The 23020-nt window shown below is 38.6% G+C and carries 18 protein-coding genes; 7 read left to right on the top strand and 11 right to left on the bottom strand.

The features are described 5' to 3' along the window. The 3 genes from ACNKXV_RS02995 to ACNKXV_RS02985 form a co-directional block, all read right to left on the bottom strand. The coding region (locus tag ACNKXV_RS02995; RefSeq protein ID WP_417906213.1) for a helicase HerA-like domain-containing protein at positions 1-1355 on the bottom strand (1355 nt) is incomplete at its 3' end. Further along, positions 1352-2401, bottom strand: coding sequence for a S66 peptidase family protein (locus ACNKXV_RS02990; RefSeq protein WP_417906212.1), 1050 nt, complete (start codon positions 2399-2401; stop codon positions 1352-1354). The genes ACNKXV_RS02990 and ACNKXV_RS02995, both read right to left, overlap by 4 nt. 50 nt (positions 2402-2451) lie before the next feature. Next, positions 2452-3783, bottom strand: coding sequence for a D-alanyl-D-alanine carboxypeptidase (locus tag ACNKXV_RS02985; RefSeq protein WP_417906211.1), 1332 nt, complete (start codon positions 3781-3783; stop codon positions 2452-2454). Positions 3784-3820: 37 nt separating this feature from the next. Here ACNKXV_RS02985 and ACNKXV_RS02980 point away from each other — a divergent pair, with 37 nt between their 5' ends. Further along, on the top strand, positions 3821-4453 hold the full coding sequence (locus ACNKXV_RS02980) for a 7-carboxy-7-deazaguanine synthase QueE (RefSeq protein WP_417906210.1): 633 nt from the start codon (positions 3821-3823) through the stop codon (positions 4451-4453). A gap of 43 nt (positions 4454-4496) precedes the next feature. Here ACNKXV_RS02980 and ACNKXV_RS02975 read toward each other — a convergent pair whose 3' ends face one another. Further along, entirely contained in the window at positions 4497-5075 is a 579-nt protein-coding gene (locus ACNKXV_RS02975; protein ID WP_417906209.1) for a DUF2911 domain-containing protein, read from the bottom strand. 256 nt (positions 5076-5331) lie between these two features. Here ACNKXV_RS02975 and asnB point away from each other — a divergent pair, with 256 nt between their 5' ends. The 5 genes from asnB (at position 5332) to secDF (ending at position 14332) form a co-directional block, all read left to right on the top strand. After that, positions 5332-6942, top strand: a complete 1611-nt coding sequence (asnB, locus tag ACNKXV_RS02970; RefSeq protein WP_417906208.1) for an asparagine synthase B — start codon at positions 5332-5334, stop codon at positions 6940-6942. A 168-nt stretch (positions 6943-7110) separates the two neighbouring features. Further along, complete coding sequence (gyrB, locus tag ACNKXV_RS02965; RefSeq protein WP_417906344.1) at positions 7111-9051, top strand: DNA topoisomerase (ATP-hydrolyzing) subunit B; 1941 nt, start codon at positions 7111-7113, stop codon at positions 9049-9051. A 111-nt stretch (positions 9052-9162) separates the two neighbouring features. Beyond that, entirely contained in the window at positions 9163-10140 is a 978-nt protein-coding gene (locus ACNKXV_RS02960) for a DUF6588 family protein (protein WP_417906207.1), read from the top strand. Positions 10141-10235: 95 nt separating this feature from the next. Further along, entirely contained in the window at positions 10236-11162 is a 927-nt protein-coding gene (gene mdh, locus ACNKXV_RS02955) for a malate dehydrogenase (protein ID WP_417906206.1), read from the top strand. Positions 11163-11329: 167 nt separating this feature from the next. After that, on the top strand, positions 11330-14332 hold the full coding sequence (gene secDF / locus ACNKXV_RS02950; protein ID WP_417906205.1) for a protein translocase subunit SecDF: 3003 nt from the start codon (positions 11330-11332) through the stop codon (positions 14330-14332). An 89-nt stretch (positions 14333-14421) separates the two neighbouring features. On the opposite strand, the gene ACNKXV_RS02945 is transcribed toward secDF, so the two are convergent. From ACNKXV_RS02945 to folE, 5 genes are read right to left on the bottom strand one after another with little or no spacing between them, the layout of a single operon-like run. Next, a complete protein-coding gene (locus tag ACNKXV_RS02945; RefSeq protein ID WP_417906204.1) occupies positions 14422-14919 on the bottom strand; it encodes a DUF192 domain-containing protein in 498 nt (165 codons plus the stop codon). Continuing rightward, entirely contained in the window at positions 14916-15740 is an 825-nt protein-coding gene (gene lgt / locus ACNKXV_RS02940; protein WP_417906203.1) for a prolipoprotein diacylglyceryl transferase, read from the bottom strand. Before lgt ends, ACNKXV_RS02945 begins: the two co-directional genes overlap by 4 nt. 45 nt (positions 15741-15785) lie before the next feature. Continuing rightward, complete coding sequence (gene yidD, locus ACNKXV_RS02935; RefSeq protein ID WP_417906202.1) at positions 15786-16034, bottom strand: membrane protein insertion efficiency factor YidD; 249 nt, start codon at positions 16032-16034, stop codon at positions 15786-15788. A gap of 5 nt (positions 16035-16039) precedes the next feature. Continuing rightward, positions 16040-17524: a cysteine--tRNA ligase gene (gene cysS / locus ACNKXV_RS02930; protein ID WP_417906201.1), complete on the bottom strand. Its 1485-nt coding sequence runs from the start codon at positions 17522-17524 to the stop codon at positions 16040-16042. A 22-nt stretch (positions 17525-17546) separates the two neighbouring features. Then, positions 17547-18224: a GTP cyclohydrolase I FolE gene (gene folE, locus ACNKXV_RS02925; RefSeq protein WP_417906200.1), complete on the bottom strand. Its 678-nt coding sequence runs from the start codon at positions 18222-18224 to the stop codon at positions 17547-17549. Positions 18225-18376: 152 nt separating this feature from the next. Here folE and ACNKXV_RS02920 point away from each other — a divergent pair, with 152 nt between their 5' ends. Beyond that, a complete protein-coding gene (locus ACNKXV_RS02920) occupies positions 18377-20209 on the top strand; it encodes a T9SS type B sorting domain-containing protein (protein WP_417906199.1) in 1833 nt (610 codons plus the stop codon). Between the two features lie 47 nt (positions 20210-20256). Here the strand turns inward: ACNKXV_RS02920 and ACNKXV_RS02915 are convergent, their stop codons facing one another. Together ACNKXV_RS02915 and ACNKXV_RS02910 are read right to left on the bottom strand one after the other, a co-directional pair. Then, positions 20257-21774 carry an OmpP1/FadL family transporter gene (locus ACNKXV_RS02915; protein WP_417906198.1) on the bottom strand — a complete coding sequence of 506 codons (1518 nt, stop codon included), beginning with the start codon at positions 21772-21774 and terminating at the stop codon, positions 20257-20259. Between the two features lie 68 nt (positions 21775-21842). Continuing rightward, the gene (locus ACNKXV_RS02910) at positions 21843-22931 is read right to left on the bottom strand and encodes a hypothetical protein (protein ID WP_417906197.1); all 1089 of its coding nucleotides are present in this window, start codon (positions 22929-22931) and stop codon (positions 21843-21845) included. Positions 22932-23020: the final 89 nt, after the last annotated feature.

Genomic DNA, 23020 nt, shown 5'->3' with positions numbered 1-23020 from the left:
GCCGTCTCGATCTTTTTATTCAGGATCTCGTAGGCGCTTTCCCGGTCTATTTCCTGGTTATACTTTTTTGCAAGTTCAGAATTTTTAATGAGCTGTCTAAGTTCTGAATCAGATAAAATATCCATTCTGCTCATTGGTGCCCGTAACATTGTAGCAACCAAAGGAGAAGGTCTTCCTTTTTCATCTAAGGCCGAAACCATAGCCTCTCCAATACCTAACGAGGTTAGCATATTTTTGGTATCATAAAATTCTGAAATAGGATAATTTTCTGCTGCCAGCTTGATCGCTTTCCTGTCTTTGGCGGTAAAAGCTCTTAAAGCATGCTGGATCTTTAGTCCCAATTGGCCTAAAACTTCTTCCGGTACATCTGCCGGATTCTGAGTCACAAAATAAAGACCTACACCTTTTGATCTTATAAGTTTTACAATACTTTCTATTTGATCCATTAATGCATTCGAAGCCTCATCAAAGATCAAATGTGCTTCATCTATGAACATCACTAGCTCAGGTTTGTCCATATCTCCTCTTTCAGGGAAGGTGGAATAGATCTCCGCGAGCAGGCTCAGCATAAATGTTGAAAAAAGTTTTGGTCTGTCCTGAATATCTGTAAGTCTTAGAATATTTACATATCCTTTCCCATCTTTAGTCTTTCTTAGTAAATCTTCCACTTCAAAAGAACGTTCTCCAAAGAATTGTTCAGCTCCCTGTTGTTCTAAAGCGACAATTTTTCTCATGATTGCACCGGTAGATGCAGTGGATATCCTTCCGTAGTCCTTTTCAATTTCCTTCTTTCCTTCATCAGTTGAATACTGAAGCATCTTTTTAAGATCTTTCAGATCCAGTAATGGCAGATGGTTATCATCACAGTATTTAAATATTATCGACAGGATGCCCGACTGTGTAGAGTTGAGGTCAAGTATTCTTGAAAGTAAAACCGGGCCAAATTCACTAACGGTGGCTCTTAACCGCACTCCGTCCTGCTCTGAAAGGGTTAGGATCTCGGAGGGAGAACCCTCCGGAGTGAATGGGAAATCAAGTTTTAAATGACGTTCATCAATAAATACTGCACCATCTGATGCTTTAGCGATCCCGCTCAAATCACCTTTTACATCCATCAGCAAAACAGGAACCCCTTTCTGGGAAAGGTTTTCAGCCATTATCTGCAGGGTTTTGGATTTTCCTGTACCCGTAGCGCCGGCAATTAAACCGTGACGGTTCATGGTTTTAAGCGGAATTTTAACTGCGGCTTCAGAAAATACTTCATTATTGAGCATTCCTGCACCCAAATAAATATTATCCCCTTTTGGAGTGTAGGCTTTGGATATATGTTCTACGAATTCTTGAGATGTTTTCATTTTACTGCCGGTGTTTTTAATTGAATACTGCCGACTTTACTGTTTATTCGGGCTTCTATGCCATTTGGAATAGTCACATTTTTATCTATATGCCCTATCATGGCTCCGGAAAATGCCGGAATATTTAAAGGTTTAATATAGTGATCTAAAACTTCTTCCAGAGTAAGGGAACCATAGCCACTCCCGCCCGCATCACAACCGCTACATTTTCCAAATACGAAACCAGAAATTTGTTCCAGAACTTCGCTTAGTTTCAATTGGGACATCATCCGGTCTACTGCATAGACCTTTTCTCCAATGTCTTCCAGGTAAAGGATCTTGTTTTTCCAGGCCTCAGGGAAATAGGGAGTTCCTATTATAGAAGTAAGGACTGAAAGATTTCCACCCAGAAGAACACCATCGGCTTCACCGGGAGTGATCGTTCTAATCCTGTTTTCGGTTTGGACCAGCAAATCATTCCTGGATTCCGGATTTAAATAGGTTATTTCTTCTCCTTCAAATAGCAGTTTTCTAAAATGTTCGTAGCTAAAGCTGTTCCAGTTAGAAGTTGCTACAGGACCGTGGTAGGTTACCAGGCCTGTCTTTTCATATATAGCCAGATGTAAAGCGGTGATATCACTGTAGCCAATAAATATTTTCGGATTTTGTGATATTGTATTATAATCCACTTTATCCAGGATTCTTGCCGAACCTGATCCTCCGCGCAACGCTATGATAGCTTTTATTTCCGGATCTTTGAACATACTATTCAATTCCTCAGCTCGCTCCACATCTGTTCCTGCAAGGTGACCGTATCGACCCTGAACATGTTTTCCCATTTTAACCTTAAGGCCCATTGCCTCAAAAGTTTCTTTTGCTATTTGGTATGGTTCAGATTCGAAAATGGCGCCTGCCGGACTAATAATTCCAATGGTATCTCCTTTTAAAAGTCGTTGAGGGACTTTTATGGAGTTTGGAATTTTCACATTGTTATTATTCGCAAATGAACTTAAAGGAAAGGAAAGTCCTGCCAATCCAAGGCTATAAACAAAATTTCTTCTTTTCATAAGTATGTATACTATTCCGAAATTAGGGAATATTTAGCAGTTTAGGAATTTCAGTATTTATTTCTAATCTCAAGTAAAAATTCCTCCAACTTATTTTTTAGTTGTTTTGAATCTGTTGTGAAGTTCGAATTCATAAAGCTAAAGATCAAAAACCTGCCTTTTTTAGTTTCCAAATAACCGCTTAAGCTGTAATTGTTTTTTAGCGAACCGGATTTTGCATAAATAAATGGACCTTCATTCTTAAGTAAATCTTTTAAAGTCCCATGCTGTCCGGCAGTAGGAAAAATATTCTTTACATAATTCTTTCCCTTTTCTTTAAATATCAGATTTAAGGTCGCTACCAGAGAATTTGGAGTTATAAGATTATAGCGGGACAGGCCAGAGCCATCTACCCAATAAGTCTTATCTTCAAACATGCTGAATTTTTCGCTTTTTATAAAATTGATCGCTGCATCTGTTTTTAAAGTGTCAGTAATTTTTACTGAACTCATGATAAGCAGCTGTTCTGCCAGAAAATTATCACTTTGATGCATCATTATTTTGTATAAACTATCCGACTTTACAGAATATACTTTTTTGTTCAGCATAAAATTAGTAGAAATAATGCCGATTGATTTCTCCAGTTCAGCCTCGAGGATTTTAAGGCTAATCTCTTCTGAAGTATTAAATGGAAAAGTTTTGTTTAACGAAGCATTCGAATTTTTAGAAATCAGGATCTTATTTGATCCGGAAATGGAATCTTTAAACAGTTCAGGAATTATATCTAAGTCGGTTTGTCCTTCTTGCCGCGTTATGTGCAGAAGATTACCATATACCGGGAATGCCGATTTTTGTGCAGAAAAAGAATATTCAAAATCATCCCAGGCCCATCCGGCGCCATATTTTTTCTCTTCCCAATTAGGTGATTGATAGAATAACTTTTTATCGGAATCTTGTAAAAATTGCAATGCTTTATCTGCAGTGGAGAATTTAGGATTTAGGAAAGTGGGGTCTCCCGTTGAGGTGAAAATTAAGGAGTCGTTCCTCTGGGTATAATTTAAGGCAACAATAGAATCTTCTAACAGCTGCAGGCCGGTATATAAGGTTAGGATTTTAATATTAGATGCCGGAGTAAAATATTTATGAGCATTATGTTCAAAAAGGATTTTATCAGTTTCCGGCTCATAAACAACAAGCCCTGAGAATCCGTGATTTTTAGTTTCAATTGCCCGGAATTTCTTTTTTAATGCCGGGGCGCAGGAAACAATAAGAAAAAGGGTTATTAAACTGAAGGATTTTAGGATGTAGCTTTTCAATGGAATTAATATTTCGTCTAAATATAGAGGAATAATTAAAAGGTTTATTTCTGCATTACCCATAGATTTTGGATAAGGGATTTTCATTCTTTATCCTTAAGTTTTATGATTATCTTTGCCGGCTATGATTTCAGAAGAGATAAAGGAGATGGTAAATAAAGGAATTATGCTTCCCTTAATGGAAGAATTCTATACCATCCAGGGAGAAGGATTTCACAAAGGCACCGCGGCTTATTTTATTCGAATAGGTGGTTGTGATGTGGGATGCCATTGGTGTGATGTAAAAGAAAGCTGGGATGCAGAATTGCATCCGCCTACGCATATTGGACAAATTGTTGAGAATGCCACGAAATATTCCAGGACTATTGTTATTACAGGAGGAGAACCGTTAACATGGGATATGACTCATTTAACGAGCAGTTTAAAAAATCAGGGCTGTGACATTCATATAGAAACTTCAGGGGCATACGATCTTTCAGGAACCTGGGACTGGATTTGCCTGTCTCCCAAGAAGATCAAATTACCAAAAGAGGAGATCTATCCTTTGGCCAATGAGTTAAAAGTGATCGTTTTCAATAAACATGACCTAAAGTTTGCTGAAGAGCAGGCCGCAAAGGTTAGTGATGACTGTATATTATATCTCCAGCCCGAATGGAGTAACCGGGAAAAAGTAATTCCTATGATCGTGGATTATGTAATGGAAAATCCAAGATGGAAGGTTTCTTTGCAAACTCATAAGTATCTAAATATCCCATAAAAAAACGCCCGGAAGGGCGTTTTTAGATTTTAGGTCTTTCTAATTATTTTACGTTTTTAAACGGGACTTTTACATAACTGTCATCCCATCCAATTAACAGATCTGCTCCATTATTGGCTTCCTGGAAGGTCATTGATAAAGATTCAATGGTATTAGGAGCTTTTCTAACAGGCACATTAATTCTAACTTTGTCTTCCTTGTCTGTATACTCGTATGCTCCCCAGGTATTGGTTTTAGAGTTAAGGATTACTACCCATTCTTTTTCTCCGGGAATGGTATACAGAGAATAAGTTCCGGCCTTCACGGTAGCATCTGCAACTTTCATGTCTTTATATAAAGTAAGTTCTGTTGCTTCATTAGCACCGGTTCTCCATACTTCTCCAAAAGGAACAAGCTTGCCAAAGATCTCTCTGTTGCGTTTTTGTGGTCTGCTATAGATCACCCTTGCTACCGCAGCTTTATCCTTGTCGCGATATAAAGACAGGTCCATAGGACTCGCATCTACTTTTGAGAATTTTAATTCTTCTTTAGAGAAATTTACCTGGTCTTCTTCCTGTGCATTCATAGGATTGGCTACCAGTAAAAATATGGCACTGATTCCTCCAATTATTAATTTTTTCATGACTTATGTAATTATTTAAGTTTCTATAAAGATAGCTGAAGAGGATTCCTCATTTGTTAAAAAAGTATAAAATGTGTTGTTAAATTTTGACAGAATTAAAGTATGAAAGCAGAAATAAGAAATGCTGGTATATTAATTTATATATGTATTTAAAATGAGTTAAAAACTTTTTAAATGTAATTGAAATTGATAATTGTGTTTTATAAACAGAAGCTTAAGTTCATATTTGTTTTGTAATTATAAAACAATAATAGTCATGTGTGGAATTTTAGCAGTTATCGGGAAAGATCTTGAAAAACAGAAAATTGCAGATCTTTCAAAGAGAATGTCTCATAGAGGCCCCGATGAAAGCGGATTAAAAATTACTGATAAAGGACACGTGCTTGCACACGAACGTCTGTCTATCGTAGATCTTACAACAGGAATTCAGCCTATTCAGGGAACTGGAGATGCCTGGATGGTTCACAATGGTGAGATCTATAACCACATGGAGCTTAGAAATAATGAATTAAAAGAACATAGCTTTCGTACAACGGGTGATTCTGAAGTGATCGTGCATATGTATGAAAAATACGGTTATGATTTTGTAGATAAACTTGATGGGGTGTTTTCATTTGTAATTATAGATGGAGATGATTTTATCGTAGGAAGAGATCTCATTGGAGTAAAACCACTTTATTATGGGACCGATGAATCTGGGGCTTTATGGTTTGCCAGCGAAATGAAAACTTTGGCAGATAGTTGTGTAGAGTTTTCAGCATTTCCTCCGGGACATTATTATACTCCTGAAACTGGTTTTGTTAGATATTATACTCCTGATTGGTTTGAATCTGAAAAAGCGGTGCAACCGGCAGATCTTACTGCTCTTAGAGAAAGCTTGATTGAAGCGACCAGAAAACGACTAATGGCAGATGTGCCTTTAGGAGTATTGCTAAGTGGCGGACTGGATTCTTCTCTTACTTCTTCAATAGCAGCCAGGCTGATGGAGGACACGGGGCAAAAACTGCACTCATTTTCTATAGGTTTGGATTCAGAGGCGCCGGACTTGGTTGCCGCGAGAAAAGTTGCGGAATTTTTAGGAACTGAACATCATGAAATTCACTTTAGCGTGGAAGAGGGTATAAGCATCCTTGAAAAATTAGTATGGCATCTGGAAACTTATGATGTTACTTCAATAAGAGCAAGCACCCCAATGTATTTCCTTTCTAAAGCCATAGCAGAAAAAGGAATTAAAGTAGTGCTATCTGGTGAGGGATCTGATGAGATCTTTGGGGGATATCTGTATTTTAAAAATGCACCTTCAGCTGAAGAATTTCAGAAAGAAACCATTAGAAGAGTACAACGTCTTGCCACTGCCGATTGTTTGAGAGCCGATAAGTCTACCATGGCTCATGGTCTGGAGGCCAGAGTGCCATTTCTGGATAAAGCATTTTTAAAGACGGCTATGGAGATCGTTCCGGAAGAAAAAATGCCTGTCACTTATGATGGTATAGAAAAGTACATCCTAAGAAAAGCTTTTGATACTCCCGAGAAACCTTTCCTTCCGGAAGAGGTTCTGTGGAGACAAAAAGAACAGTTTAGTGATGGTGTTGGTTACAACTGGATAGATCAGTTGATTGAATACGCTTCTAAGCAGGTGAGTGATGTAGACATGGAAACTGCTGCTGTTAAATATCCGGTGAACACTCCGGCCACAAAAGAAGCATATTTTTACCGTGAGATATTTCACAAGCATTTCCCACAGGATTCCGCTGCCCGAACCGTGAAAAGATGGGTTCCAAAATGGCAGAAGGATCTTGATCCAAGTGGAAGAGCTAACGAAACTCATGTTGCTCCCGGTCTGGTTAAAAAACTGGTAAAAGCTTAAAATTAAGAATTAGTGAATAGTGAACCCGAAATGCAGATGCCATTTCGGGTTTTTCCACATATTTTGTTGATAACTTCGGAGGTTATAAGGTTGCTCTAACCTGTTAAAATTATGCGAATTGTTATATTTGTTCGTTATCCAAAAGAGACTAAATTAATTAGCAAATTTATGAGCGAAGAAGCTAAGAAGCATAATTATTCCGCCGATAGTATCCAGGCGTTGGAGGGAATGGAGCATGTTAGAATGCGACCTTCAATGTATATTGGTGATACCGGGGTGAGAGGACTACATCATTTGGTGTACGAAGTTGTTGATAACTCGATAGATGAGGCCCTTGCCGGACACTGTGATAATATAAAAGTTACTATCAACGAGGATAATTCCATTACTACCGAAGATAACGGTAGGGGGATTCCAATCGACCTTCATAAAAAAGAGGGAGTTTCTGCCTTGCAGGTAGTAATGACCAAAATTGGTGCGGGTGGTAAATTCGATAAAGATTCTTATAAAGTTTCAGGAGGTCTTCACGGGGTAGGTGTAAGTTGTGTAAATGCATTATCTGAGCATTTAACCGCTACGGTTTACCGCGACGGGAAGGTTTGGCAACAGGAATACGAGCTTGGAAAACCATTATATCCGGTTAAAACCGTTGGAGAAACAGATCTAAGCGGAACAATTGTAACCTTTAAGCCGGATCCAAGTATCTTTCAGCAAACTCTGGAATATAATTATGATACTCTGGCAAGCCGTATGCGTGAGCTGGCTTATTTGAATAAGGGAATCCGTATTAGTCTTACCGATAAAAGGAACAAAGAAGATAACGGAGAGTATGTTCATGATGATTTCCATTCTGAAGCAGGATTAAAGGAATTTATCAAGTTCCTTGATGGAAACCGTGAGCCTATCATTGGAGATGTGATCTCTATGGAAGGTGAAAAGAATGATATTCCTGTTGAGGTTGCGATGATCTATAATACATCATTTAGCGAAAATCTTCATTCTTACGTTAACAATATTAATACTCACGAAGGAGGAACGCATCTTTCTGGTTTTAGAAGAGGTTTAACTACCACTCTAAAAAAATATGCCGATGCTTCAGGTCTTCTTGATAAAGTGAAATTCGAAATTACCGGAGATGACTTCCGTGAGGGGTTAACTGCGATTATTTCAGTAAAAGTTGGGGAGCCTCAGTTTGAAGGGCAAACCAAAACAAAGCTGGGTAACCGTGAGGTGACATCAGCAGTATCTCAGGCGGTTTCAGAAATGCTTGAGAATTACCTTGAAGAAAATCCGAATGATGCTAAAACCATCGTTCAAAAAGTAATACTTGCTGCGCAGGCCAGAAATGCTGCGAAAAAAGCCCGTGAAATGGTTCAGCGTAAAACTGCCATGAGTGTTGGTGGTCTACCTGGGAAATTATCTGACTGCTCTGAGCAGGATCCGGCACAATGTGAAGTATTCCTTGTGGAGGGAGACTCGGCAGGTGGAACAGCAAAACAGGGTAGAGATCGTAAGTTTCAGGCGATACTTCCATTAAGAGGTAAAATTCTTAATGTGGAAAAAGCAATGTCTCACCGGGTTTTTGATAACGAAGAGATCAAGAATATTTACACTGCTCTTGGGGTGACTATTGGAACTGAAGAGGATAGCAAAGCCTTAAACCTTTCCAAGTTAAGATATCATAAGATCGTGATTATGTGTGATGCCGATGTAGATGGTAGCCACATTGAGACTTTGATACTAACGTTCTTCTTTAGGTATATGAAAGAACTTATTGAGAACGGACATATTTATATCGCTACACCTCCACTTTACCTGGTAAAGAAAGGTCAGAAAAAGCGATATGCATGGAATGAGAAAGAGCGTGATGAGATCGCTGAAAGTTATAGCGGAGGAGTTCAAATCCAGCGTTATAAGGGTCTTGGAGAGATGAATGCGGAGCAATTGTGGGATACCACTATGGATCCAGGTTTTAGAAAGCTAAGACAGGTGAATATCGATAACGGAGGAGAGGCCGATAGGATCTTCTCAATGTTGATGGGGGATGAGGTTCCGCCAAGACGTGAATTTATCGAGAAGAATGCGAAGTATGCAAATATCGATGCGTAGTAGGCAATAAAATTATTTTAAAACCCATGCTTTAATAAGTGTGGGTTTTTTTCGTTCAATAATAAGTAAGTATCATAATTCATTACTTTTACAAAAATTAAAAAAATTATCGTGAAGAATTTAAATAGATTAGTCTTGATTTTTGCCATGGTTCTAACCGGTGGTAATTCATATGCACAGAGCCTTCCGGCAGAAGGGGAAGATATTATAAACGATTTACTATTTCTTGCAGATGGTTTTGCCAGTCCTGCTTCAGAAAGTGCAGCCTACCAGGCTACTGCCAGTTGGTTTACCTCTGCGAGAGCATTGGATCCCTGGAAAGTAGATATTTCTATTCATGGAAACGGATTATTTGTTCCGTCGAGTAAAAAAGAATTTACGGTTGGAAATGGAGATTTTAGAAATCTTACTATTTCGGGAGATCGCGGTGCTAGGATTCCAACAGCTTTTGGAGGTAGTTCTACAGTGATGTTTGATGGCCAGTTTATGGGAGATGATTTCTCATTTCAGGCGATAGAGGGAATAGATAAAGGAGCATTATTCTATCCTTTTGCACAGGTGTCCGTTGGCTTGCCTTATGGATTTCAGGTTGGTTTGCGTGCACTTCCGGAAGTTGAAATTGACGGGACTAACTTTAGTACCTATGGAATTGGCTTGAAGCATAATTTTGGCCAGTATTTTAGATTTAATCGTGAAGATGATCTGCAAATCGCTGCGATTTTGGCTTATGATATTTTTGATGTAAAATATGCCTTTGATGAAATAAGTATACCTAACCTGGTAAATCTTAACTTTATAGATGTAAATGCAGGAGTTTGGATGGCTGAGGTTATGGCTTCCAAGAAATATGAGAATTTTGAAATATTTGGAGCACTGGGAGTAGCTCAGTCAGATTTTGAATATGAATTTGGAGGAGATGGTGCGGCTCTTAGTTTGGTTAATTCATCTGTAGCCACACTTAATGATAAAGAAGCTCAGTTCAAAGGAGATATTGGTTTTAACCTTTATTTCGATAGCTTCAAAATTAGTACCATGGCTACAGCCGGAAAGTTCCTGAATTTGAACATTGGACTACATTATATATTGTAGTGCGAAATTGGATTTAACCATTCCTTATTATTATTACTGCCTCATTATTCGTAATTTCGCAGTCATTATTAATAAAATTTAAACAATATTTTAACATGAAAGTTACCATAGTAGGAGCGGGTGCCGTAGGTGCCAGTTGTGCAGAATATGTTGCCATTAAAAACTTTGCTTCAGAAGTAGTATTAGTGGATATCAAAGAAGGTTTTGCTGAAGGTAAAGCAATGGATTTGATGCAAACCGCAACTCTTAATGGCTTCGATACGAAAATAACCGGAAGTACGAATGATTACTCAAAAACAGCAAATAGTGATATTGCTGTTATTACAAGTGGGATTCCACGTAAACCGGGAATGACAAGAGAGGAATTGATTGGGATCAATGCCGGGATTGTAAAAGAAGTTTCTGCAAACCTTATCAAGCACTCTCCAAATGTTACTTTGATCGTGGTAAGTAATCCAATGGATACTATGACGTATTTAGTGCATAAGACTACTGGACTTCCAAAGAATAAGATTATTGGTATGGGTGGTGCACTTGACAGCGCACGATTCAAATATAGATTAAGTGAGGCCCTTGAATGCCCACCGTCTGATGTTGACGGGATGGTTATTGGAGGTCACAGTGATACCGGAATGGTGCCATTAACACGTCTTGCTACAAGAAATTCTGTGCCTGTTGCAGCATTCCTTTCAGACGAGAGATTAGAGCAGGTGGCTGAAGACACTAAAGTAGGTGGAGCAACGCTTACTAAATTATTAGGTACTAGTGCATGGTATGCACCTGGAGCAGCAGTTTCAGGATTAGTTCAGGCTATTGCATGTGATCAAAAGAAAATGTTCCCATGTTCAGCAATGCTGGAAGGAGAGTATGGTCTAAATGATCTATGTATAGGTGTGCCGGTAATTTTAGGAAAAGATGGTCTTGAAAAAATCGTTGAGATCGAACTTACAGATGCCGAAAAAGCTAAAATAAAAGAAAGTGCCGAAGGGGTGAAAAAGACCAACGGATTGCTGGATGTTTAATGTTTAGCTCAAAACAATAAGAATACTTTTGAAAGCCACATTTAATGTGGCTTTTTTACTAAGGATAAAAGTTAAAATTATCCAAAAAAAAATATTGGGATTTGAATTATGAAATCCTATATTTGTCCGTTTTTAAAATAGACCTATAATCAATAATTTGAGGAATAATGCAGAATAAAGGACTGATTAAAGTTTTTGCAATTTTGTTCGGGCTGGTATGTCTTTATCAGCTGTCATTTACATTTATAACAAATAATGTTGAGACTGATGCCGAGGAGTTTGCCGTACAGAAGGTAGGAGATGATGTTGAGGACTACTCAGCACTCCGCGACCAGGCAGAAGCCGCCTATTTGGATTCTATTGGAAATGAGGAAATCGTTGCCGGAATCACTTATAATGGTGCAAAAGATAAAGAGCTTAATAAAGGGCTTGACTTAAAAGGAGGGATTAACGTAATTCTTCAAATTTCCGTTAAAGATATCTTAAGCGGACTTGCAAACGATTCTCAGGATCCTGCATTTAGAAAAGCAATTGCTCAGGCAGATGCTGCTCAATCTGATTCACAGGAAAACTATATCGATCTATTCTTCGAGTCTTTTAATGAGATCCCAAATGCAAAACTTGCATCTCCGGACGTATTTGCAAATAAAACATTAAGTGACGAGATTAACTTCAACATGAGCAATCAGGAAGTTGAGCCAATCATCAGAAGAAAAATAGACGAATCCATTACTTCTGCTTTTGAAGTATTGAGAAAGCGTATTGATAAATTTGGTGTTACTCAACCTAACATCCAGAGACTTGGAAATTCAGGGAGAATTCTTGTAGAACTTCCGGGTGCCAAGGACATCAGCAGGGTGAAAAATCTATTACAGAGTACAGCTCAGCTGGAATTCTGGCATGTTTATAAAAGTAACGAATTAGGAAACTTCCTTTTCCAGGCTAACAACAGGTTGGCTGAGATGAAGCGTTCTGAAAAAGCTACAACTCAGGAAGAGAAAGATACTACTTCTGCTTCCGGTGATAATGAAATTGAAGAACTGCTTGCAGATGCTGAAGACAGTACTCAGGTTGAGACAGGGAGCAATCCAATTTTAGACCTTATTGTCGCTCCTGGATTCCAGGGAGGACCGGTAATCGCTAACTTTAATGTTAAGGATACTGCGAAGGTGATGGATTACCTTCAAATGCCACAAATTAGATCTTTACTTCCATCTCAAATGCGTTATGCAAAATTTGTGTGGGGAGTTGCTGATGCAGAGACTCAAACTACAGGTCTTTATGCATTAAAAGGTAACCGTAAAATGGAGCCACCATTAAGCGGAGGTGTTATTACAGATGCTCAGCAAACTTATGATCAGCTTGGTCGTATTGCTGTAAGCATGCAAATGGATGGAACAGGAGCTAAAATCTGGGAAGATATGACCGGTAAGGCTTCTAACGAACAAAGCCAGATCGCGATCGTTCTTGATAATATCGTTTATTCTGCTCCGGGAGTATCAACAGGTGCTATCTCAGGAGGAAGAAGTGAGATCACAGGAGATTTTACAATTACTGAAGGTCAGGATTTAGCTAACGTATTAAGAGCTGGTAAACTTCCGGCTTCTGCAGATATCATTCAAAGTGAAGTAGTAGGGCCTTCATTAGGTCAGGAAGCTATCGACAGTGGTATTGCTTCTTTTGCTATTGCATTGGTATTAGTATTGATCTGGATGATCCTTTACTATGGAAAAGCTGGTATTTTTGCTGATATCGCTCTTGTGGTGAATATCCTTTACATCTTTGGAGTTCTTGCAGGACTTGGAGCTGTATTAACTTTACCTGGAATTGCCGGTATCGTATTAACCATCGGTATGTCTGTGGATGCAAACGTTCTTATCTTCGAAAGAATTAAAGAAGAGCTTGCAAAAGGAAAAGTTCAGAAAGATGCGATCAAGGATGGATTTAACAATGCCTTGTCTTCAATTCTTGATGCCAACATTACTACTGGTCTTACAGGTTTAATCCTGTTCATTCTAGGAACTGGACCAATTAAAGGATTCGCTACTACTTTATTAATTGGTATTGCTACTTCTTTATTCACTGCGATCTTTATCACCAGATTATTTATAGATGGTTATGGTAAAAACGGGAAATCACTTGACTTCTCTACTTCACTTACCAAGAACCTATTCTCAAACATGAGCATAGACTTCCTTAAAAAGAGAAAGGTTGCTTATATCGTTTCAGGATTGTTTATCGTAATTAGTATTGGTTCACTTTTCGTACAGGGTCTTAACCAGGGTGTTGATTTTGTTGGAGGAAGAACATATACTGTGAGATTTGCAGATGATGTTAATCCAACTGCTGTTCAAAATGATCTTGTAGCTACTTTTGGTAGTGCTGAAGCTAAAACTTTTGGTCCGGACAATCAGTTAAAGATCACTACTAAATATAAAGTTGAAGAAGAAGGTGCTGAAGTTGATGAAGAAATCCAGAGATCTCTTTATGATGGATTACAATCTTACCTTCCTGCAGATCTTTCTTACGAAGAATTTGTAGACGGAGCAGACGATAAGACTGTTGGAATTATGCAGTCTATGAAAGTAGGAGCTACGATTGCCGATGATATTAAGAATGCATCGTTCTGGGCCGTATTAGGTTCTCTAATCGTGGTATTCCTTTATATCTTACTACGTTTCCGTAAATGGCAGTTTAGTTTAGGAGCTGTAACGGCAGTTTTCCATGATGTACTTGTGGTATTAGGGATCTTCTCTTTATTATATAAAGTGATGCCTTTCAACATGGAGATAGATCAGGCTTTCATTGCAGCGATACTTACTGTAATTGGATACTCGCTGAATGATACCGTGGTTGTATTTGATAGAATCCGTGAGTTTGTTAACGAGCATTCTACATGGCCTCTTGGAAAAACAGTAAACGCAGCACTTAACAGTACTTTGAGCAGAACTTTAAATACCTCGCTTACTACCTTGGTGGTATTGCTTGCCATCTTCATCTTTGGAGGAGAGAGCATCAGAGGATTCATGTTCGCACTAATTGTAGGGGTGATCGTTGGTACTTATTCTTCGTTATTCATCGCTACTCCGGTAATGTTCGATAGCGTAAAGAAGAAAGGTTCTCTAGCTAAGAAAACTCAACCTGAAACTCAGGAAGCGACTACGGTATAAAAAGTAGTAACTTATATATATTAAAAAAGGCTTTCCATTGGAAAGCCTTTTTTTTGTTACCTATTTAAAAATGAAATAATCCTATGTAATTACTCTATTTTTTTAAAACTAATACGATTGCCCACTTCTATATTCCATTCGTCAGAAAGCCCGCCATTGATCTCTAAAACAAATTTAGCCGGTCCTTCAGAAGGTAGGCTGGTTTCATCCCTTGGTTCGGCGTTCTTCTGAATACTCACCAAAGTGCTGTCTGCATCGTAATACAGGATATCTAAGGGGATGTAAGTGTTCTTCATATAGAAACTCCTAACACGTTCATCCTGGTAAATAAATAGCATGCCCTGGTGTTTTTCCATGCTTTCTCGATACATTAATCCTGTTTGTTTTTCATATTCGGTTTCAGCAAGTTCAATGTCCAGCTGTTGCAAGGTGTCCCCGGAAGCTTTGATAAGATAAAGCTCTCCCTCTTTTGTAAAAGTTATCGGTTCGGTTTCAATAACCTTGGTCTCCTTTTCCTCATCACAGGAGCTATAAGTGAAGCTCACAAATAATGCAAGGGCTCCCAACCGGATTAATCTTTTTTTCATGCTACAGTTTTTTGCTTTACAGGACGATACATAAAGTATAATCCCGCAATGATGAATGGAATACTAAGCCATTGTCCTGTGTTAAATAGCCACATTGCCCTTTCTTCAACCTGAGGTTCTTTGATAAATTCTACAAAGAATCTAACCGTCCATAATAAAACGAGAAAAAGGCCAAAAATGTATCCTGATCTGAATCGTTTTTCGGTCTTCCAGTAGATATACCATAATATTATAAAGATCACCAGGTAGCTTCCAGATTCGTATAGCTGGGCAGGGTGTCTGGCAAAATCTTCTCCAAGATTTTCGAAAATCACTCCATAGTCACTCCCAGTAGGTTTACCAATGATTTCTGAATTGATGAAATTTCCTATTCTTACAAAGATCGCCCCAGATGCTACCGGGATAACGATCCTATCCAGGATCCATAATATTGGTTTCTGAAGTACTCTTTTAGAATAGAGATACATAGCGATAATAATACCTATTGCGGCACCATGACTGGCCAAACCACGAAATCCGGTAAACTGAAATTCAGGTTCGAATTTTACAGGAAGAAAAATCTCTAATAAGTGATTTTGAAAATATTCCCAGTCATAAAATATTACATGTCCTAATCTGGCTCCAATCAGCGTTGCCAATACCGTATATATAAACAGAGAATCAAGTTTTTCAATTGAAATTCCTTCTCTCGTAAAAATACTTTTCATGATGTACCATCCCAGCGTAAAAGCAATAAGGAACATTAGGCTGTAATATTTAAGAGAAAAGAACCCAAGATCCAATCCATCTGCTGGGTTCCAGTTTATAGCATTTAGCAACATAAAATTAATTTTGAATAGGTGTAAATATAAGTAATTGGCATTTCTTTAGCCGTTTTTACCTTTTGATTTTCGGGGGACAGGATCATAGCCACAACCACCCCAGGGGTTGCAACTGAGAATTCTTTTTAATCCCATCCAAAAGCCTTTAAAAGGGCCGTGAATCTCTAAGGCCTGAAGCATATATGTAGAGCAGGTAGGCTCATATCTGCAACTGGCAGGAGTAAGTGGTGATATAAATTTCTTGTAGAACTGAACGAAGGAGGTCAATAATAAAGTTAACCAACGCTTCAGCATATAAATCAGTTTAATGAAAAAGAGGTTCCTTCTTTCCCGTCCTTCAGCTGTATCCCCATTTCCTGTAATTGATCTCTAATTTGATCGCTTAAGGCAAAATTCTTGTTATTTCTGGCTTCTGCTCTCAAGCGGATCAAAAGTTCAATCGTACCCGTCAATTTCTCTCCATCCCCATTAGCTTCAGAAACCGAATCAACGAGTCCAAGAATATCAAACATAAAAGCACTCATGGTTTTTTTCAACTCCGCTTTATCACTTTCAGAAATAGAGGTGGATCCTTCTTTAATATTATTGATGGCTTTAACGGCATCAAAAAGTTTCGCTATTAAAATAGGACTGTTAAAGTCATCATTCATAGCGTCATAACAGGTTTGCTTCCAGCCTTGAATGTCAAAATCGGTATTTTGAGAAGCTTCAAGATCGTCAATAGAATGGAAGGCATCCATCAACCTATTAAATCCTTTTTCGCTTCCAAGTAGGGCATCGCTTGAAAAATCAAGGATACTGCGATAATGTGCCTGAAGGATAAAGAATCTTACCACATTTGGCGAAAATGCTTTGGTTAAAACATCATTCTCCCCTGTAAAGATTTGTTCCGGTAAAATAAAATTACCGGTGCTCTTGGCCATTTTCTTTCCGTTTAGGGTAAGCATATTGGCATGCATCCAGTAATTAACCGGTGACTTTCCACTTGCAGCTTCACCCTGAGCGATCTCACATTCATGATGTGGGAATTTTAGATCCATTCCGCCACCGTGAATATCAAATTCTTCGCCTAGATATTTGGTGCTCATTACTGTACATTCAAGATGCCATCCGGGGAATCCGTCACTCCATGGTGAAGGCCAGCGCATTATATGCTGTGGCTCTGCTTTTTTCCATAAAGCAAAATCCTGCGGATTTCGTTTGTCACTTTGTGCAGCAAGTTCACGGGTATTGGCGATCATGTCTTCAATCGCTCTTCCGCTTAACTTCCCGTAAGAGTGTTCTTTGTTAAATTTGATCACATCAAAATAAACTGAGCCATTTGCCTCATAAGCAAATCCTTTTTCCAGGATTTTTTTAATTATCTCAATTTGTTCAACAATGTGACCGGTAGCTGTAGGCTCAATGCTTGGCGGCAGATTGTTGAATTTTTGAAGAATATTGTGAAAATCTACCGTATACTTTTGAACCACTTCCATGGGTTCAATTTGTTCCAGTCTTGCTTTTTTAGCAATTCTGTCTTCTCCGCTGTCGGCATCATTTTCAAGATGGCCGGCATCGGTAATATTTCTTACATAGCGCACTTTATATCCAAGATGCTTAAGGTATCTAAATACCAGATCAAAGGAAATAAAGGTTCGGCAATTACCAAGATGGACATTGCTGTAAACGGTAGGACCGCAAACATACATTCCAACATTTCCTTCGTTAATTGGGGTGAAAATTTCCTTTTCACCGCTCATTGAATTGTAAAATTTCAGGCTTTGTTCCTGGTATAAGGCCATGTAATAAAAGTATTTTGAATTTTTAGAACGTAGTGTCTAATTTAATATAATCCAGAAATTCTCTTCTAACTTCTTTCTTTTTAAAAGCTCCGCCAAATTCACTTGTAACTGTGCTGCTTTCAATATCTCTGATTCCGCGGCTGTTCACACATAGATGCTTAGCATCAATAACACAGGCAACATCAAGAGTTCCCAATACATTTTGAAGCTCGTGAACAATTTGCATCGTCATTCGCTCCTGAACCTGTGGTCTTTTAGCAAAATAATCCACGATTCGGTTCATTTTGGAAAGACCTACAACTGTTCCGTTTGAAATGTAAGCAACGTGAGCTTTTCCAACGATAGGAAGTAAGTGGTGTTCGCAGGTAGAATAAACGGTAATGTTCTTCTCTACAAGCATTTCACCATACTTATATTTATTTTCAAAAGTCGAAGCTTTTGGCTTGCGCTTTGGGTGTAAACCGGAAAATATCTCGTTTACAAACATTTTTGCTACCCTTTGAGGAGTGCCTTTTAAACTGTCGTCTTCAAGGTCAAGGCCAAGAGTGTCCAGGATACTGCGAACATCATTCTTGATACTTGCTATTTTTTCTTCATCGCTTAGTTCAAAAGCGTCATCTCTCAAGGGAGTATTGGCGCTACTACCTGCATGGGCATCACCCATTTCCTCTATTTCGTTCAAAATCTTATCTACTTTCATGCTTTTTTGCAATAATAGTCGGTAAAAACCGTATTGGCTTGCAAAGATACATATTTATAAGGTTTTAGTGGTAATCAAATTCAAATAGCCAAAGCTGTTGTTTGTGTAATATTTCATAATTTGCACGAGGTTGAGGCAACTCCGGTTTTGCGATGAAAAAGATTTTAAGTTTACTGATATTTTTACTGATTTCTTTAGGAAATACAGTAAATGCCCAGGGTTCACGATGTGCTGATATTGAGCCTTTTTGCGCCGGATCTGAGAGATTGACCTTTCCAAATTCCAATTCTTCCAATAGTGATCAGGTATCAGGTGAATTTGGTCCTGATTATGGTTGTTTGGAGGAGCAACCCTATCCTGCCTGGTTTTTTCTGCAAATTGAAGACAGTGGAAACCTAAGATTCAGAATTTCACAAAACAGTAATAGAAACGGTACCGGTGCTCCGCTTGATGTGGATTTTGTGGTTTGGGGGCCTTTCCAGAGAAATGATGATTATTGCAATGTTCAAAGTCTTAGTTCTTCTAAAATAGTTGACTGCAGTTACCTTACCGCTTCTGTAGAAACTATGACCATCCCGCAGGCTAAGGAAAATGAGATCTATGTAGTGGTGATTACCAATTTTGAGCAAATTCCCGGTTTTATTAGTCTGGAGCAGACAAATGAAGGGCAGGGGTCTACAGATTGTTCTATCCTTGAATTTGATCTGGGTGAAAATGTTTCAGTTTGTGGAGAATCTGAATATATTTTGGATGGTGAAAGTGATGCGGGTGCCACTTATCAGTGGTATGAATATGATGAAGCTACTTCTAATTATAGAGTATTGTCCGGTGAAACAGGTCCTACTCTCAGAGTTACTTCAGATGGAAAATTTAGATTGGTCGTGACAGATCCTGTGGAAGGAAAATCTGAACAAGATGAAGTGGAAGTGACTTTTTATGATAAACCGGCTATTGGTAAAGCAGTAGATCTGGCACGTTGTAATGTTGAGGAAAATACAGTCGATCTTACTCAAACTGAAGAAAATTTTATCGCTCCTAATGCTAATGCAGGGTCTTATGAAGTAGAGTATTTTGAGAACGAGACCTCTGTTGAAGAAGGAGTACCAATTACTAATCCGGAAACTTTTCCTTTTGTAGAAGGGAAAAAAATCTTTGCTCAGGTGGTAGACCAGGTTTCTGGATGTAGATCTTCACTGGTAAACTTTAGCTTAAAAACTTTCGACTTTCCAAATTATGCGCTTCCGGATCCTGTTATTTTTTGTGTGGATCTCGAAGGAGTCTTGTTAGGGCCGGTTACTGTGGGAAGTGATCTGGGTGCAGGCTTTGAATATGAATGGTTAATAGATGGAGTGGTGGCAGGTACCAATGCTGAGATTTCAATTGATCAATTTCCTGCTGAAGATATTGTGTTAAATATAAGCCATCCGGTATCGGGTTGTGAAATTGAATACAGAGCCACTCCGGTAAAAGTTTCACGTCCGGAAATTGTGAATTATGAGATAAGTGGATCTGATTTTGGAGATGGTTATAAAGTCACCGTGATTCCTGAAAATGGTATTGGGACTGAATTTGCTCAATATGAATATAGTCTTGATAACGGTGCCTGGAAACCGGATTCTGTATTTAAAAATGTTCCCGCCGGTAATCATATAGTAAGGGTGAGAGAAATAAATGGCTGCGGATCAACTCAAAGTAAAAGTTTCTTTCTTGTGGGATTTCCAAGATTTTTCACTCCCAATGGGGATGGTTTTAATGACTATTGGAAGTTGATAATAGATTCCAGTATTACGGTTAAAAGTGTTTTAATTTTCGACCGCTATGGTAAACTTATCGCTAATGTAGATCCAAATAACTTTAGAGGATGGGATGGAAAAATGGGAGGAAGGGATATGCCTGCTGCAGATTATTGGTTCAGGGTGGTCTTTAAAAATGAAACTACCGGTGAACTGAATGAGTACAAAGCGAACTTTAGTCTGGTAAGATAAAAAAAGCGGTCAATGACCGCTTTTTTCTTTTGTATTTTAGTTTTTGTCTAAAGACCAAAACTTAAAGTCATCACTACCTGAGATTTCGATCTATCCCGGTATACAGGATTTACTGCGTTTCCATCAAGAGGATTTATAGAGCTGTCGTAATTTGCTAGAGCATAAGCCACATCCAGGCTAAGGTTTCCAAAACGGTAACCGAGGCCACCGCTGTAACCGGTTAATTCTCCTGCTGTATTTTCGCCTTCAAAGGGACTTCCTTCTAATCTGTAACCCGCTCTTAAGCTTAAATTGTCAAATCTATACTCACCACCTAATTTAAGAGTGGTAACCTGTCCCATGGAAGAAGAAATCTGATTGTTCAAATCCTGAAAATAGAGGTCAGCTTCCGGTTTGTATTTCATGTTAGAATAATCTGTAAACCCAAAATCTCCACTTATAAGTCCGCTTTTTCCGAACAAAAATGAGATACTTGTAGTGTGGGTTGCCGGCAATTGAAGAGTATATTCAGGATAGATATTGATAACATTAGGCGCTATGCTTACAAAATCATTTTCCCGGCTGTTCGTTTCCAGATATTGACTGGTCTCTTCCCTGATATTGAACCAGGTTGGAGATTGATATGTATAACCTAAGCGAATATTATCACCAACTTTAGCGATCCCACCTAATTGAAGTGAAAATCCATCTGCGGAGGTGCTTAAATTATTACCAAAATAAATATCTGTGGTCGCGTTGAAGTTGCTTTCACTGGAATTATTATTGAATTCAGAAATTTCTGAAGACCTTTCGTAATTAATAAAGTGCGTATTTAAATTCGCGCCCACATAAAGCCAGTCACTATATTGACCCGCCAGGTTAAAACTTAATTTTCCATTCACCCCTGTGGCTGCATACTGGTACTGCTGATCGAAAGTTCCCGGTTCTACTAAAGAGAAATATTCGGTATTATTAGGGTTATTGGTTTTTGCTTCAATAACATAGGCCTGGTAACCTAAAAATGCCTGCTGGTGGTCAAACCCATAGTTCCCACCGAGATAAGAGTACAATTCATTTACACTTTCGCCATCTCTTCTCTGTAAATTATCAAGCGAAATCCCATTCGCTTTTTGTAAAAAGTATTGATCTATAGATTTAGTGGTAAAACCACGAACTCCAAAATTATCGTCGTAATTCGCCATTTCGCTATAATTAATACCCAGGCTTATTTTCCCCCATTTATTACCATCACTGGCATTAAATACAAAGACACCACCTAAATTCCCCAAGCTAAAATCGCTCTGACCATTAGTGTAAACTTCGCGGTTAAAGGAATTGTCACTTTCAATATCGTTGATATTAAAGCTTAAAGATCCTGCGCTATGCAGGAAAACTGCTGAAGAGGCCGGGTTAATGGCGATCGCAGAAATATCTCCTCCTAATGAACCAAATGCTCCACTCATTCCAATAAATCTTGCGCTACCATTAAGCTCGGTAGTGGAGTATCTGTAAGCATCGTCTATAGTTTGAGCTTCAGCAGATAGAAGTCCGCCGGCCAGACATAAAAGATATAATAGTTTTTTCATCGAAATTTTCAGATTAGGGTAAAAAAAACCTCACAGTATAACTGTAAGGTTAAATTCATTATAATATTTTAGTTTCCACCTCTACCACCTCTGGAAGTTCGGTTAGAAGAGCTTCTGGTAGTATTTCCGGAAGAACTTCTGTTGCTGCTTGAAGAACTTCTAACACTTCTGTTAGTTCCTGTGTTGGTTCTTCGTGAAGGTGTAGATCTGTATGCCCTGTTAGAAGATTCAGATGATCTTTGATAAACAGGGGAAGAGCTTCTTGAATTAGCATCATAAGTTCTGGTTGGTTCTGTTCTCCTGTTGGTTCTGGTATACACCCGCGAATTTCCTTCGTTGTCACTAACTGAGCTTCTCACTCTGGAAGTGCCGTAAGTATTCTGGGAATTTCTTATTTCCCTGATGCTTCTTGAATAGGAACTTCTACGATTATCATTATCTCGGTAATTTGTGGTGTTTCTTCTGGATCTGCTATAAGCTATGTTATTGCTTCTAAAAGTGTTGTATGGGTAACCATGGTGATAATAGTATGGTGCGTATGGGTTATAATAATGAGGGTATCCGTAAGCACGTCCGTATCCAAATGAAAAACCGAAACTCCAGTAAGGGCTTCCATAGCCGTAAGCCATGCGTCCTCCCCAGTAAGGTGAGTAAAAAGGATCCCAGAATGGAGCGTAGAACCCGGCATAATATGGATTTCCATATCTGTAGGCCCATCTATAATTCCAGGGGCTATAATATCCACCAAACCGGTTATTGTTTATGATGTTAATAGTGTATGTGTCAGGATCATTTCCCCATGGAGCATTTCCGCCTACATATGCAACATCTCCTCCAGTTTCAGAATAGTCATCGTAACCATTATTCGAGCTATAGCTGTCCACATCTGTAAATACATCACCTTCTATAAGTTCACCATACATTTGTGATTGCTGGGCAAACAGATTCTTATAATAGGTATTTTCATTATTAGGTTTTACCTCTTGTGTTTGAGGTTGAGTTCTGTTTTCTTCCCAGATTCCAGGTCTCGATTCGCTGTATATACCATCAGTCTCATATCCCGAATATTGATAGGAACCACAGGATACCAAAGAAAGAAGCGCCACCGGAAGGAACAGGAGACTTAGTTTGTTTTTTATATGAGAGTAAAGTTTCATTGGTAATGCTTTTTATTGTTGGACATCCCAAAAATGGTTAGTTTTGCCCGAACGGTTAGTACTTAACACGTAAAAATATACAAGTTTTA

Origin of the sequence: Christiangramia aquimixticola (assembly GCF_048285835.1) — a bacterium.
Taxonomy (GTDB): domain Bacteria; phylum Bacteroidota; class Bacteroidia; order Flavobacteriales; family Flavobacteriaceae; genus Christiangramia; species Christiangramia aquimixticola.
The sequence above is the reverse complement of the archived record's forward strand: the minus strand, read 5'-3'. Positions and strand labels throughout refer to the sequence as shown.

Coding starts and splice junctions, on each gene's coding strand:
- ACNKXV_RS02990 (WP_417906212.1), bottom strand. CDS start 2,401: ATGAAAAGAAGAAATTTTGTTTATAGCCTTGGATTGGCAGGACTTTCC.
- ACNKXV_RS02985 (WP_417906211.1), bottom strand. CDS start 3,783: ATGAAAATCCCTTATCCAAAATCTATGGGTAATGCAGAAATAAACCTT.
- ACNKXV_RS02980 (WP_417906210.1), top strand. CDS start 3,821: ATGATTTCAGAAGAGATAAAGGAGATGGTAAATAAAGGAATTATGCTT.
- ACNKXV_RS02975 (WP_417906209.1), bottom strand. CDS start 5,075: ATGAAAAAATTAATAATTGGAGGAATCAGTGCCATATTTTTACTGGTA.
- asnB (WP_417906208.1), top strand. CDS start 5,332: ATGTGTGGAATTTTAGCAGTTATCGGGAAAGATCTTGAAAAACAGAAA.
- gyrB (WP_417906344.1), top strand. CDS start 7,111: ATGAGCGAAGAAGCTAAGAAGCATAATTATTCCGCCGATAGTATCCAG.
- mdh (WP_417906206.1), top strand. CDS start 10,236: ATGAAAGTTACCATAGTAGGAGCGGGTGCCGTAGGTGCCAGTTGTGCA.
- secDF (WP_417906205.1), top strand. CDS start 11,330: ATGCAGAATAAAGGACTGATTAAAGTTTTTGCAATTTTGTTCGGGCTG.
- ACNKXV_RS02945 (WP_417906204.1), bottom strand. CDS start 14,919: ATGAAAAAAAGATTAATCCGGTTGGGAGCCCTTGCATTATTTGTGAGC.
- lgt (WP_417906203.1), bottom strand. CDS start 15,740: ATGTTGCTAAATGCTATAAACTGGAACCCAGCAGATGGATTGGATCTT.
- yidD (WP_417906202.1), bottom strand. CDS start 16,034: ATGCTGAAGCGTTGGTTAACTTTATTATTGACCTCCTTCGTTCAGTTC.
- cysS (WP_417906201.1), bottom strand. CDS start 17,524: ATGGCCTTATACCAGGAACAAAGCCTGAAATTTTACAATTCAATGAGC.
- folE (WP_417906200.1), bottom strand. CDS start 18,224: ATGAAAGTAGATAAGATTTTGAACGAAATAGAGGAAATGGGTGATGCC.
- ACNKXV_RS02920 (WP_417906199.1), top strand. CDS start 18,377: ATGAAAAAGATTTTAAGTTTACTGATATTTTTACTGATTTCTTTAGGA.
- ACNKXV_RS02915 (WP_417906198.1), bottom strand. CDS start 21,774: ATGAAAAAACTATTATATCTTTTATGTCTGGCCGGCGGACTTCTATCT.
- ACNKXV_RS02910 (WP_417906197.1), bottom strand. CDS start 22,931: ATGAAACTTTACTCTCATATAAAAAACAAACTAAGTCTCCTGTTCCTT.